At 70.1% G+C, this 11,080-nt stretch carries 14 protein-coding genes; 6 read left to right on the top strand and 8 right to left on the bottom strand.

The annotated features are described in order from the left end of the window. Positions 1–438 precede the first annotated feature (438 nt). The 8 genes from B2742_RS14540 to B2742_RS14505 all read right to left on the bottom strand — a co-directional run bounded on the left by B2742_RS14540 (position 439) and on the right by B2742_RS14505 (position 7,008). Positions 439–894 (bottom strand): hypothetical protein, encoded by a 456-nt coding sequence (locus tag B2742_RS14540; protein WP_292067677.1) that lies wholly within the window; start codon positions 892–894, stop codon positions 439–441. 208 nt (positions 895–1,102) lie between these two features. Next, positions 1,103–3,010, bottom strand: coding sequence for a 1-deoxy-D-xylulose-5-phosphate synthase (gene dxs / locus B2742_RS14535; protein WP_292067674.1), 1,908 nt, complete (start codon positions 3,008–3,010; stop codon positions 1,103–1,105). A 118-nt stretch (positions 3,011–3,128) separates the two neighbouring features. After that, positions 3,129–3,998: a polyprenyl synthetase family protein gene (locus B2742_RS14530; protein WP_292067679.1), complete on the bottom strand. Its 870-nt coding sequence runs from the start codon at positions 3,996–3,998 to the stop codon at positions 3,129–3,131. A gap of 38 nt (positions 3,999–4,036) precedes the next feature. Then, positions 4,037–4,387, bottom strand: a complete 351-nt coding sequence (locus B2742_RS14525; RefSeq protein WP_292067672.1) for a tRNA-binding protein — start codon at positions 4,385–4,387, stop codon at positions 4,037–4,039. Further along, a complete protein-coding gene (locus tag B2742_RS14520) occupies positions 4,387–4,635 on the bottom strand; it encodes an exodeoxyribonuclease VII small subunit (protein ID WP_292067669.1) in 249 nt (82 codons plus the stop codon). Before B2742_RS14520 ends, B2742_RS14525 begins: the two co-directional genes overlap by 1 nt. Positions 4,636–4,763: 128 nt before the next feature. Continuing rightward, complete coding sequence (locus tag B2742_RS14515; RefSeq protein WP_292067666.1) at positions 4,764–5,372, bottom strand: peptidylprolyl isomerase; 609 nt, start codon at positions 5,370–5,372, stop codon at positions 4,764–4,766. Between the two features lie 16 nt (positions 5,373–5,388). Continuing rightward, complete coding sequence (locus tag B2742_RS14510) at positions 5,389–6,027, bottom strand: histidine phosphatase family protein (RefSeq protein ID WP_292067663.1); 639 nt, start codon at positions 6,025–6,027, stop codon at positions 5,389–5,391. Between the two features lie 60 nt (positions 6,028–6,087). After that, a complete protein-coding gene (locus B2742_RS14505) occupies positions 6,088–7,008 on the bottom strand; it encodes a histone deacetylase family protein (RefSeq protein ID WP_292067661.1) in 921 nt (306 codons plus the stop codon). 64 nt (positions 7,009–7,072) lie between these two features. Here B2742_RS14505 and B2742_RS14500 point away from each other — a divergent pair, with 64 nt between their 5' ends. From B2742_RS14500 to B2742_RS14475, 6 genes are all read left to right on the top strand, one after another. Continuing rightward, complete coding sequence (locus B2742_RS14500; protein WP_292067658.1) at positions 7,073–7,600, top strand: GNAT family N-acetyltransferase; 528 nt, start codon at positions 7,073–7,075, stop codon at positions 7,598–7,600. 75 nt (positions 7,601–7,675) lie between these two features. After that, a complete protein-coding gene (locus B2742_RS14495) occupies positions 7,676–8,341 on the top strand; it encodes a hypothetical protein (protein ID WP_292067655.1) in 666 nt (221 codons plus the stop codon). A 55-nt stretch (positions 8,342–8,396) separates the two neighbouring features. Beyond that, on the top strand, positions 8,397–9,575 hold the full coding sequence (locus B2742_RS14490) for a vWA domain-containing protein (protein ID WP_292067653.1): 1,179 nt from the start codon (positions 8,397–8,399) through the stop codon (positions 9,573–9,575). A 34-nt stretch (positions 9,576–9,609) separates the two neighbouring features. Then, positions 9,610–10,122 (top strand): hypothetical protein, encoded by a 513-nt coding sequence (locus tag B2742_RS14485; RefSeq protein WP_292067651.1) that lies wholly within the window; start codon positions 9,610–9,612, stop codon positions 10,120–10,122. A gap of 82 nt (positions 10,123–10,204) precedes the next feature. Continuing rightward, positions 10,205–10,618: a hypothetical protein gene (locus tag B2742_RS14480; RefSeq protein ID WP_292067649.1), complete on the top strand. Its 414-nt coding sequence runs from the start codon at positions 10,205–10,207 to the stop codon at positions 10,616–10,618. Then, positions 10,615–11,080: hypothetical protein (locus B2742_RS14475; protein ID WP_292067648.1), on the top strand; the 466-nt coding region annotated here is incomplete at its 3' end. The genes B2742_RS14480 and B2742_RS14475, both read left to right, overlap by 4 nt.

Raw genomic sequence — 11,080 nt, 5'->3', positions numbered from 1 at the left:
CTGGACCGGACGGGGGTTGTTCCCCGTCCCTTGGCCTGCGGGCGTTGCAGCCCTCGGGCCGCCGCGTCCGGATTGTTCCGTCGCGGCCCGCTCCCTCCGCTCCCGCCGCCGCTTCGGTTCGCCGGCCGAGCGAGCCTCCCTGCGACGGGACGGGGGGAGTCTAGGACGGGGTCCAGCTACGGCGGGATAGGGACGCTGCTTTTTTGGGAAGATAGGCGGAATCAGAGACTTGGCGGTGCGGGATGTGCTGGCAATCCGTGAATGCCTAGCATTCCCTTCCCCCATTTCGGGGGAAGGTGGGCCGCGGAGCGGCTTGGATGGGGGCTCTGTCCGCGCCGCGATTGGCGGGAGACGGATCCAGCCTGACCAGCCCCCGTCCATCGGGCTTCGCCTGCCACCTTCCCCCGAAATGGGGGAAGGATCTTCAAAGGCTTTGGCTCAGGACGCCGGCTCGATCGGCGCGGCGTCGGCGGGCGTGGCAGGGGTGGGACCCAGGGCGTCGGCGGCGGCCTGGCAGCCCTGACCGGCGTAGAGGCCGTTCAGATAGTACCAGCGGTGCCGGACGGCGGCGGCCTCGGCTTCCTGGCGTTCGCGTTCCGGCGCGGTCAGGGCGTCGGCGCCCGCGATCGCCAGGCCGGCGCCGGGAATCACCATGGAGGCGCCGGCGCGGGCGACGCCGCCGAGCCGGCTGAACAGACCGCCGTCGGGCTCGCCGCCCATGGCCTGGCTGAGCCGGGCCGCCTCGTCGGCCACGGCGGCGCAGGTCAGGGCGGTGTCGGTCGCGCGGATGACCGCGATCGGGCCGGACGACGGGGCCTCGGCGTCCTGCGCGAGGGCGGGCGATGCGCCCACGAGACACGCGGCCGCGATAGCGGAAAGGACAACGGTTTTCATATCACTCAACCCTCAAAGCCCCGCGACGGAACGGGTAGCGGGGGGCGAGGTTGCGTTCTCCCTCCCCCGAAGTGGGGAGGGCGGTCGCGCAGCGACCGGGTGGGGAAGGGTGAAGGCGGGCGCCATCAGTGCTGGACTGGCGTTCCCCACCCGGGCTCGGCTGCGCCTCGCCGTCCCTCCCCACTTCGGGGGAGGGAGAGCGCGCTCTTTAGGCCCTGACCGCGCGCGTCGCCTCGACGCCCAGCGCCTGCAGGGCGGCGGCGGCGATGTGCTCGGCGTTGAGGCCGGCGGTGGCGTACATGGCGGCGGGATTGTCCTGGTCCTGGAAGACGTCGGGCAGGCACAGGGTGCGGATCTTCAGGCCGGCGTCGAGCGCGCCCTTGTCGGACAGGAGCTGGAGCACGAAGGCGCCGAAGCCGCCCATGGCCCCCTCCTCCACCGTGATCAGGCATTCGTGCTCGCGGGCGAGGCGCAGGATCATGTCAGCGTCGAGCGGCTTGGCGAAGCGGGCGTCGGCGACCGTGGCCGAGACGCCGCGGGCGGCGAGAGCGTCGGCGGCCTTGAGCGATTCCTGCAGGCGGGTGCCCAGCGACAGGATGGCGACGCTCGTGCCTTCGCGGACGATGCGGCCCCTGCCGATCTCGAGCGGGGCGGCGAGTTCCGGGATTTCCACGCCGACGCCGTCGCCGCGGGGATAGCGGAAGGCGGAGGGGCGGTCGTCGATCTCGAGACTGGTGGCGATCATGGCGGCAAGGTCGGCCTCGTCGGCGGCGGCCATCAGCACCATGCCGGGAAGCGCGCCCATGAAGCCGATGTCGAACGATCCGGCATGGGTGCAGCCGTCGGCGCCGACCAGACCGGCGCGGTCCATGGCGAACCGGACCGGCAGGGACTGGATGGCCACGTCGTGGACGACCTGGTCGTAGCCGCGCTGGAGGAAGGTCGAATAGATGGCGCAGACCGGCTTCATCCCGTCGGCGGCGAGGCCGGCGGCGAAGGTGACGGCGTGCTGTTCGGCGATGCCGACGTCATAGGTGCGTTCGGGGAAGGCCTGGCCGAACAGGTCCAGCCCGGTGCCCGACGGCATGGCGGCGGTGATGGCGACGATCGTGGGGTCGAGTTTGGCCCGCTTGATGAGCTCGGTCCCGAACACCTTGGTGTAACTGGGGGCGTTGGAGACGGATTTGGACTGCTGGCCCGAGACCACGTCGAACTTGACCACCGCGTGCAGCTTGTCGGCGCTGGACTCGGCGGGGGCGTAGCCCTTGCCCTTCTGGGTGACGACATGGACGATCACCGGACGGTCGGTGATGGCGGCGGCGTTCTTCAGGATGGGGACGAGGTTGTCCATGTCGTGCCCGTCGACCGGGCCGATGTAGTAGAAGCCCAGTTCCTCAAAGAAGGTGCCGCCGACGATCATGCCGCGGGCGTATTCCTCGGCCTTGCGGGCGGCGTTGCGGAACGGGCGCGGCAGGTGTTCGGCGACCGACTTTCCGAAGCGGCGGAAATTGCGATAGGCGCCGCCCGAGACCTGTTTGGCCAGATAGGCGCTCATGCCGCCGACGGGCGGGGCGATCGACATGTCGTTGTCGTTGAGGATGACGACCAGCTGTTTGGTGGTCTCGGCGGCGTTGTTCATGGCCTCATAGGCCATGCCGGCGGACATGGAGCCGTCGCCGATGACAGCCACGACCTTGTTCGATTCGCCCTTCTGGTCGCGGGCGGCGCAGAAGCCGAGGGCGGCGCTGATCGAGGTCGAGGCGTGGGCGGCGCCGAACGGGTCGTATTCGCTCTCGCTGCGCTTGGTGAAGCCCGAGAGGCCGCCGGGCATGCGCAGGGTGCGGATGCGGTCGCGCCGGCCGGTCAGGATCTTGTGCGGATAGCACTGGTGGCCGACGTCCCAGATCAGGATGTCCTTCGGCGTCTCGAACACGTGGTGCAGGGCCACGGTCAGCTCGACCACGCCGAGGCCGGCCCCGAGGTGGCCGCCGGTGACGGAGACGGCGTCGATGGTCTCGGTGCGCAGCTCGTCCGCCAGCTGGCGCAGCTGCGGAATGTCGAAGTCCCGCGTGTCGGCGGGCAGGTGGACCTGATCAAGGAGCGGGGTGTCGGGCATGCGGGCGGTTCGTACCTAAGCCTTTGGTCTTCCAACACGCTGTAGCGCATTTCGCTGCGGTGCGGATCGACGGGATCTGATTTTTCGATACGGGACCGGTGCAGGACCCGGCGCCGGCTCAGGAACGCCGGTGCAGGACGTAATCCACACTGGCCTTGAGGATATCGGCGTCGGGGCCGAAGATATCGAGGTGGGCGCGGGCCTGATCGGCCAGATGCGCGACCCTGTGCCGCGCCGCGTCGACGCCCAGAAGGGTGACGAAATTGGTCTTGCCGCGGGCCGCGTCCTTGTTGGCCGCCTTGCCGAGGAGGTCCTCGTCGCCCTCGACGTCGAGCAGGTCGTCGACGATCTGGTAGGCCAGGCCGATGTCGTGGGCGAAGCTGGTCAGGGCCTGCCGGTGGATCTCGCGGGCGCCGGCGATGATCAGGGGGATCTCGAAGGCGTAGGTGAACAGGGCGCCGGTCTTGAGCCGCTGCATGCGGGCGACGCCGCCGAGGTCGTCGCGGACGCCGAGCAGGTCGATCATCTGGCCGCCGGCCATGCCGCGCGCGCCCGAGGCCAGCGACAGCCGGGCCGCCAGCTCGCAGCGGACGGCGGGATCGTCGTGGGTGTCCTCATGCAGCAGGATGTCGAAGGCGGCGGTCTGCAGGGCGTCGCCGGCGAGGACGGCGGTGGCCTCGTCATAGGCCCTGTGCACCGTGGGCCGGCCGCGGCGGACGTCGTCGTCGTCCATGCATGGCAGGTCGTCATGGACGAGGCTGTAGGCGTGGACGCATTCGAGGGCGCAGGCGGCGCGCAGCACCGGCCGTTCCTCGATGTCGAACAGATTGGCCGCCTCCAGGGCGAAGAAGGGCCGCAGCCGCTTGCCGGGGCCCAGCGCCGCGTAGCGCATGGCCTCGGTCAGGCGTGATTCGGGTCCGTCCGCGCGCGGCAGCAGCTCGTCGAGGGCGACGGTGACCAGATCGGCGATCTCGGCCACCCGGTCGATGACGCCCTGTTCCGGCGAGTTGGCGGCGAAGGCGGGGGTCAGAACAGCCTCCCGCCCAGGGGCACGTCGCGGTCGACGCCGATCAGGACCACCTCGCCGGCGGCGTCGGGGAAGCCGAGGGTCAGGACCTCGGACATGAAGGGGCCGATCTGGCGCGGCGGGAAATTGACCACGGCGGCGACCTTGCGGCCCAGCAGCTGGTCGCGGGTGTAGTGGACGGTGATCTGGGCCGAGGACTTCTTCACCCCGATGTCGGGGCCGAAGTCGATGGTCAGTTTCCACGCCGGCTTGCGGGCCTCGGGGAAGGGATCGACGGCGAGGACTTCGCCCACGCGGACATCGACCTTCATGAAGTCATCGAAGGCGATCTGGCCGGCGGGGGCCGGCATCAGCTGAACTCGGCCGGTTCGACGCCCTTCGCCTGGCCGTCGGCGCCGACCACGATCTTCTCGACGCGGAGCTGGGCGGCCTTGAGCCGGTTCTCGCAATGGGCCTTGAGCCGCGCGCCCTCCTCATAGAGGGCGATCGACTCCTCCAGCGGGGCCTGGCCGGACTCGAGTTTGGAGACGATGGCCTCAAGACGCTGGAGGGCGTCCTCGAAGCTGAGGTCGGCGGGAATGGGGGCGGCGTCGGTCATGGCGGGCGACCCTAGAGGGGGTGGCGGCGGGTCTCAAGCGGAGACCGGGGTCGGCGGGTCATTTGGCGGGGCCGGCGGAGCTTCAGAGCTGGGAGGTTCACTGCTCTGGCGGGAGCAAGTGCGTCCGCTCAGGGGGCGGGCGCGCGGCGGGCGGAGACGATGCGGACGCGGGGGTCGAGCATCTGGCCGCGCATGAAGCCTTCGCCCTCGGTCGGGGATTTGGGGGCGGCGAGGATGGCGCGGACGATGTCCATGCCTTCGACCACCCGGCCGAAGACGGCGAAGCCGGGATCGGGCGGGGCGGCCCGGGCGTCGAAGCCGGGCAGGTTGCCGACGATGATGAAGAAGTCGCCGTCGGCGGTGCCGGGGTCGAACCGCGCCATGGACAGGGCGCCGTCGACGTGGCGCAGGCCGGTCTGGCTGGTCGGCTCATGGGCGATGGGCGGCAGGATGCGGTCCGGCGCATTGCTGGTCCCGCCCTGGACCACGCCGGTCTCGCCGCCCAGCTCCATGCCGCGGTAGAAGTCCGTGCCGTCGAACCGGCCCTCGTCGACATATCGCAAGAAGTTGGCGGCGGTGATCGGGGCGCGGGGGTCGGTCTCGACGAGAATATTCCCGGCGGAGGTCTCAAGCAGGACGCGGACCGCGGCCGGAGCCGGCGCTGCATCCTGGGCGAAGGCGGGGGCCGACAGGGCGGCGGCGGCGAGGCAGAGGGCGAGCAGGGCGCGTCGGATCATGGTCCTCTCCCGCGCGTCAGCGCTTCTCGTAGCGGCGCTGGGACCAGTATTTGAAGCCCTGGTTGTGGACCAGGTCCCAGCCGTCGGCGCGCAGGCGGCGGCCGACCATGTGGTTGAAATAGCCGTGGGCGAGGACCAGCACGTCCTGGCCGCTTTCGGCGCGGGCGATCAGGGCCTGTGCGGCCTTTTCGGCGCGGCATTCGGCCTGGCGGCGGGTTTCCTGGCCCTCGTGATGATTGAAGGCGTGCCACCAGATGCGGGCGACGACACCCCAGTATTTGGGCGGCAGCTTGAACCACGAAGGGAAGTGCGGCGGCGGCAGGGGGGCCTCGATGAACAGGGCGTCCGACATCACCTCGCGGCCGGCGGCGATGGCGGCGGCGGTTTCCTGGGCGCGGGGGCGGGTCGAGGCGTAGATGGCGCCCGCGCCCTCGGCCGTGGCCAGCAGTTCGGGCGGCGGGGTCTGGCCGGCGCGCAGGCCGCCGATCTCGTATTTCGCCCACCAGTCGCGGTACTGGTCGGAGGTCAGAAAGCATTTGCGCGACAGGGCCGGTTCGCCGTGCCGGGCCAGGACGATGGCGCCCGGACGCACCGAGACCAGCGCGGCGCGGGGCGGCGCGGGCTCTGCCTTCGACGGCGCAGGGGCTTCGGCCATCAGTGAGTCTCTGGCGGGGGCGGGCATGATATGCGGCGGCAAGCGATTGGCGAACCGTCCTTATTCCTCCCCCAAGGCCTGAACGTGGGCGACCGCGGAACGGCCCAGCCCTTCTAGGTCGTAACCGCCCTCGAGCGAGGACACAACCTTGCCGCCACAGCACGATCGCGCGATCTCGAGCACGGCGCGGGTGGCCCAGGCGAAATCCTCGGCCTCCAGCGACTGGTGGGCGAGCGGATCGCGGCGGTGGGCGTCGAAACCGGCGGAGATCAGGATCAGGTCAGGGGCGAAGGCCTCCAGCGCCGGCATGAGGCCGCCCGAGAAGGTGGCGCGCCAGGCCTCGCGGGCGGCGTGCGGCGGCACCGGGACGTTGACGATATTGCCGACGCCGGTCTCGGACGCGGCGCCGGTGCCGGGATAGAGCGGGCTCTGATGGATCGAGCCGAGGAACAGGCTGCTGTCCGCCTCGAACGCCGCCTGGGTGCCGTTGCCGTGGTGGACGTCGAAATCGATGACGGCGACGCGGGCTATGCCCTCGGCCTGGGCCACGCGGGCGGCGACGGCGACATTGGAGAACAGGCAGAAGCCCATGCTCTGGTCCGGCTCGGCGTGGTGGCCCGGCGGGCGGACGGCGGCGAAGGCGCGGGCCGTCTCGCCCCGGGCCACGGCGCGGACCGCGTCGATGACGGCCCCGGCGGCGAGGCGGGCGGCGCGGACGCTGCCCGGCGACAGGACGGTGTCGGCGTCCAGCGCGTTGAGGCCGGAGGCGGGCGAGGCGGTCAGGATGCGGGCGACATGGTCGACCGGGTGCAGGCGTTCGAGGTCGGCGATCCGCGCCTCGGTCGCGGCCCGGCGATCAAGGCCGAGGGCGGCGGCGTCCAGGGCGTCGAGCACGGCCTGCAGCCGCTCCGGCCGTTCGGGATGCCCCGGGCCCGGGCGGTGGTCCAGCATGTCGGGATGGGTGAAGAGGGCGACGCTCATCGGGCGGAGAATAGAAGCGGCCGGCGGGCTTGTCGCGTGCCGATCGAGGTCCTAATCGCCGGTCATGACCGAGCCCGTGATCCGACCCGCCGTGGAAGCCGACGCCGCCGCCCTGGGCGTTCTGGGGCGGCAGACCTTTATCGACACCTTCGTGGACGGGTTCGCCATTCCCTATCCGGCCGATGATCTGGCGGCGTTCCTCGACGCCAGCTTCAGTCCGGACGCCATCCGCGCGAAGCTGAAGGAGCCGGGCGCGGCCTGGTGGGTGGCCGAGCGCGACGGAGACCTGCTGGCCTTCGCCAACACGGGGCCGAACACCCTGCCCCACCCGGAAGCCCGAGCCAGCCATGCGGAGCTGCGGCGGCTGTATGTGTCGAAGGCGGCGCAGGGACTGGGGCTGGGGACGAAGCTGCTGGCGATCGCGCTTGAGTGGATGGAAAGCCATACCGAAGGGCCGCTGTGGATCGGCGTCTGGAGCGGAAACCTGAAGGCGCAGAAGCTGTATGCGGCCTGGGGGTTCGAGGTAGCCGGCGAGTACCAGTATCCGGTCGGGGCGTGGATGGATGACGAGTTCATCCTGCGGCGGGGGTGATCCGCCCGAGGAATTCGCGGATAGACTGCGAGACGCAACCGTGGCTTGATCCCGAAAGAGTTCACGGGATGCACAATGATCGGTCGTCTGTCTTTTATCGCCGCGTTGTTGGCGGCCCCCGTGGTCTGGGCGCAGGACGTGCAGGAGGCCGTTCCCCCTACTCCGGCTGAAATTGCTGATGCCCGCGCCAGGGCCGATGAGCTGATCCGTAACGCCGGGGCTGAAGGGATCTTCGCCAACAAAACCACGGGGCGCCTTCCAACAGTTGAACACCTCGCCAGCGGGATGCGCTGCCGGTTCAGCGACAGCGCGAATGACCGGATTCTGATCTTCCCCGACCAGAACGACGGCGTGCCGCGCGGCGACGACGTCGGTTGTGCTTCGCGCGAGGAGTCCCTGCTGATCGACGCCACCACTTACGCCACGCGATACCGGCCCTTACCCAGCGAAGATGCGGTCATCAACGATGCAGTGAGCGCGATCCGAAATCGTTGGCCCGACGCCATTCCGTTCGATGGCGCCCTGGCGACTACCAGCATCGGCGACTGGCCCGCGCCGAAGTATGCTGCCTTCAAAGTCACGATGCCTGATGGTCCAATGCTGACCATGGCCCTCGTCCACCACGTCGGGCAATGGGGATACAAGGTTCGCGCGACTGGCCGTTTCGAAGACGCAATGCTGGTCAGCGTATACGCGGGCGTCATCATGGCCAATATCCAGACCGACGCACACGGACGCTGACGTCGTCTCGCGAAGACCGATTGGGTCGCCGCACAAGCCCTGTTAGCCTGACCCCATGCTCCTCCCCTTCTTCACCGCTCTTCGCGACGCGCGCGTGCCCGTGTCGATGAAGGAATGGCTCCATCTGATGGAGGCCATGGACAAGGACGTGGCCGGGCGGAAGGTCGATGACTTCTACCACCTGTCGCGCGCGGTGCTGGTCAAGGACGAGAAGCACTACGACCGGTTCGACCAGGTGTTCGGCAAGGTGTTCGCCGGGATCGAGACCGTGGGCGCGGGCGAGGAGCCGGCGCTGGACGTGCCCGCCGACTGGCTGAAGCTGCTCAACGAGAAATATCTGACCGACGAGGAGAAGGCGCAGATTGAGGCGCTGGGCGGGTTCGACAAGCTGATGGAGACGCTGAAGCAGCGGCTCGAGGAACAGCAGGGCCGGCACGAGGGCGGAAACAAATGGGTCGGCACCGGGGGCACCAGCCCGTTCGGGCACGGCGGCTACAATCCCGAGGGCGTGCGCATCGGCGGGCCCGGCAAGCACGGCCGGGCGGTCAAGGTCTGGGAGAAGCGCGAGTACCGGAACCTCGACGACCAGGTCGAACTGGGCACGCGCAACATCAAGGTCGCCTTGCGCCGTCTGCGCCGGTTCGCCCGGCAGGGCGCGCCGGACGAGCTGGACATGGACGCGACCATCGACGGGACGGCGCGTCAGGGCTGGCTGGACATCCACATGCGCGCCGAGCGGCGCAACACGATCAAGGTGCTGCTGTTCCTCGACATCGGCGGCTCGATGGATGCCCATGTGAAGATGTGCGAGGAGCTGTTCTCGGCCGCGAAGACCGAGTTCAAACACCTCGAATTCTTCTACTTCCACAACTGCCTCTACGAGGGCGTGTGGAAGGACAACCGGCGTCGGCACAGCGAGAAGATCCCGACCTGGGAGGTGCTGAACAAATACCCCGGCGACTGGCGCGCCATCTTCGTCGGCGACGCCACCATGAGCCCCTATGAAGTGACCATGCCCGGCGGTTCGGTCGAGCACTGGAACGAGGAGGCCGGCGCCGTCTGGATGAAGCGGGCCACGCAGCAGTGGGACAAGGTGGCCTGGCTGAACCCGTCGCCCGAACGCTACTGGAGCTATTCGGCCTCGGTCGGGATGGTGCGGGAACTGGTCGACGAACGGATGTATCCGCTGACGCTGGAAGGGCTGGAGAAGGCGATGCGGGCGCTGGCCAAATAGGTTAGGGTTCACGGGTCGTCCGAGGAGTGCCCCCATGCTCGCCGTCGTCTTCGCCGTCATGCTGCAACAGGCCGCCCCCGCGGCGACGGGACAGGTGGTGTGGCAGACGCCCGCGGCGCCGGAGCCCGTGGCCGCGGTCGCCGAGGCTCCTCCCATTCCCGACTCGGCGCGCGCCGACCCCTGGGGCTATGAGCGGGCCGAATGCAGCCCGCTGGTCCGCAAGGCGACCGAGTCGATGGAGGCCTGTCAGGCCCGGGTGCGGACCGCCCTTGCGGCCAATCTGGGCGAGGCCCTGCCCGCCGGCCTCGCCCCGGCTGGAGCGCCGGAACAGTGTCGACAGGAAGCCGCCGGCGATCGCTACGCCCTGCAATGCGGCGCGCCGTCCCGGCCCGACCGTCCGACGGCGGCGCTGGAGGAACGGGCCTGCGAGACCCGGCCGCGGGCTCAGCCCAGCGGCGGGGTGGCCTGGACCGAGGAATGCCGGCCCGCCAGCGGCCGCCAGGACGAGGACGAAGGCCTGCGGATTCGGCTGGGCGGCAGGGATTGAAAACCCTCACATAACGTCGTCAGGTCTGGACAGGTGACAGGCCGGCTCGCCCGTGCGTCTCGTACCGGCGGGAGGGTCGAGGATGCTGCTGACGATACTGGCGATGGCGATCCAGCTGGCGGCGCCGGCCGGCAATCCGGAGATCGTGATCCCGGATTCCGCCCTGCGCGACCCCTATGGCTTTGTGCTGTCGCATTGCAGTCCACTGGTGCGGCGCTCCAGCGAAACACTGGAGGCGTGCGAACACCGCATCGGGACCGCGCTGCAAGCCCGCCTGCCCGGCTTCCAGCCGAGGCCCCCGGCGACGATGGTCGCCTCGGCCGCGGATGATCCGGCGTCGGCGAGCCAGGGCTCGGCCTTCGGCGGGCGCTGCACCACGCGGCAGGACAGCCAGACGAACGAGGACGGGTCCTCCTCGTCCAGCATGATCATTTGCGGCGACGACCGGTCGGGCGCCGCCGCGAGCGCGCTTGAAGACCTGTTGCGGCCGCAATGATCCTCGCCCTGCTGCTCATCGCCCTGTTGCAGGACGGCCCGATCCGGACGGCCCCCGTCGCGGAGGCGGCGTCACAGGCGGGTGCGGCGACGCCGGCCGATCCCGACCCGCGCTGCACCTTCGGCGGACGGCCCGTCCATTCCCCCGGATGCCCGACGCCCGAAGGCCGCATCGCCTTCGTCACCCCGACAGAGCCGCCGCCAGGGGATGACGACGAGGCCAACCCCTGGGCCGCCGTGAACCGCTCCGCTTCGGGACAGGCGACCATCGGAGAGGGCGGCTATAGCCGGAGCGCAGCCGCGGAAGCGGCGGCGGAGAACGGGGTCCCCGCCTGGGCGCTCGCCGACCCCGCGCGCTGGGAGGCCAGGCAGTGCGGCGCCGACGATGACGAGGCCTGTCGGCGGCGGGCGCGCAACCAGCTGGCCATGGCCCGCGCCGGGCTTGCCGCCGACAGGCCTCGTC

The sequence above is a fragment of the Brevundimonas sp. UBA7664 genome (assembly GCF_002483305.1).
Taxonomy (GTDB): Bacteria; Pseudomonadota; Alphaproteobacteria; order Caulobacterales; family Caulobacteraceae; genus Brevundimonas.
The sequence above is the reverse complement of the archived record's forward strand: the minus strand, read 5'-3'. Positions and strand labels throughout refer to the sequence as shown.

Coding starts and splice junctions, on each gene's coding strand:
- B2742_RS14515 (WP_292067666.1), bottom strand. CDS start 5,372: ATGATCCGACGCGCCCTGCTCGCCCTCTGCCTCGCCGCCGCCGCCCTG.
- B2742_RS14520 (WP_292067669.1), bottom strand. CDS start 4,635: ATGACCGACGCCGCCCCCATTCCCGCCGACCTCAGCTTCGAGGACGCC.
- B2742_RS14500 (WP_292067658.1), top strand. CDS start 7,073: ATGACCGAGCCCGTGATCCGACCCGCCGTGGAAGCCGACGCCGCCGCC.
- B2742_RS14485 (WP_292067651.1), top strand. CDS start 9,610: ATGCTCGCCGTCGTCTTCGCCGTCATGCTGCAACAGGCCGCCCCCGCG.
- B2742_RS14490 (WP_292067653.1), top strand. CDS start 8,397: ATGCTCCTCCCCTTCTTCACCGCTCTTCGCGACGCGCGCGTGCCCGTG.
- dxs (WP_292067674.1), bottom strand. CDS start 3,010: ATGCCCGACACCCCGCTCCTTGATCAGGTCCACCTGCCCGCCGACACG.
- B2742_RS14480 (WP_292067649.1), top strand. CDS start 10,205: ATGCTGCTGACGATACTGGCGATGGCGATCCAGCTGGCGGCGCCGGCC.
- B2742_RS14505 (WP_292067661.1), bottom strand. CDS start 7,008: ATGAGCGTCGCCCTCTTCACCCATCCCGACATGCTGGACCACCGCCCG.
- B2742_RS14495 (WP_292067655.1), top strand. CDS start 7,676: ATGATCGGTCGTCTGTCTTTTATCGCCGCGTTGTTGGCGGCCCCCGTG.
- B2742_RS14525 (WP_292067672.1), bottom strand. CDS start 4,387: ATGCCGGCCCCCGCCGGCCAGATCGCCTTCGATGACTTCATGAAGGTC.
- B2742_RS14510 (WP_292067663.1), bottom strand. CDS start 6,027: ATGGCCGAAGCCCCTGCGCCGTCGAAGGCAGAGCCCGCGCCGCCCCGC.
- B2742_RS14540 (WP_292067677.1), bottom strand. CDS start 894: ATGAAAACCGTTGTCCTTTCCGCTATCGCGGCCGCGTGTCTCGTGGGC.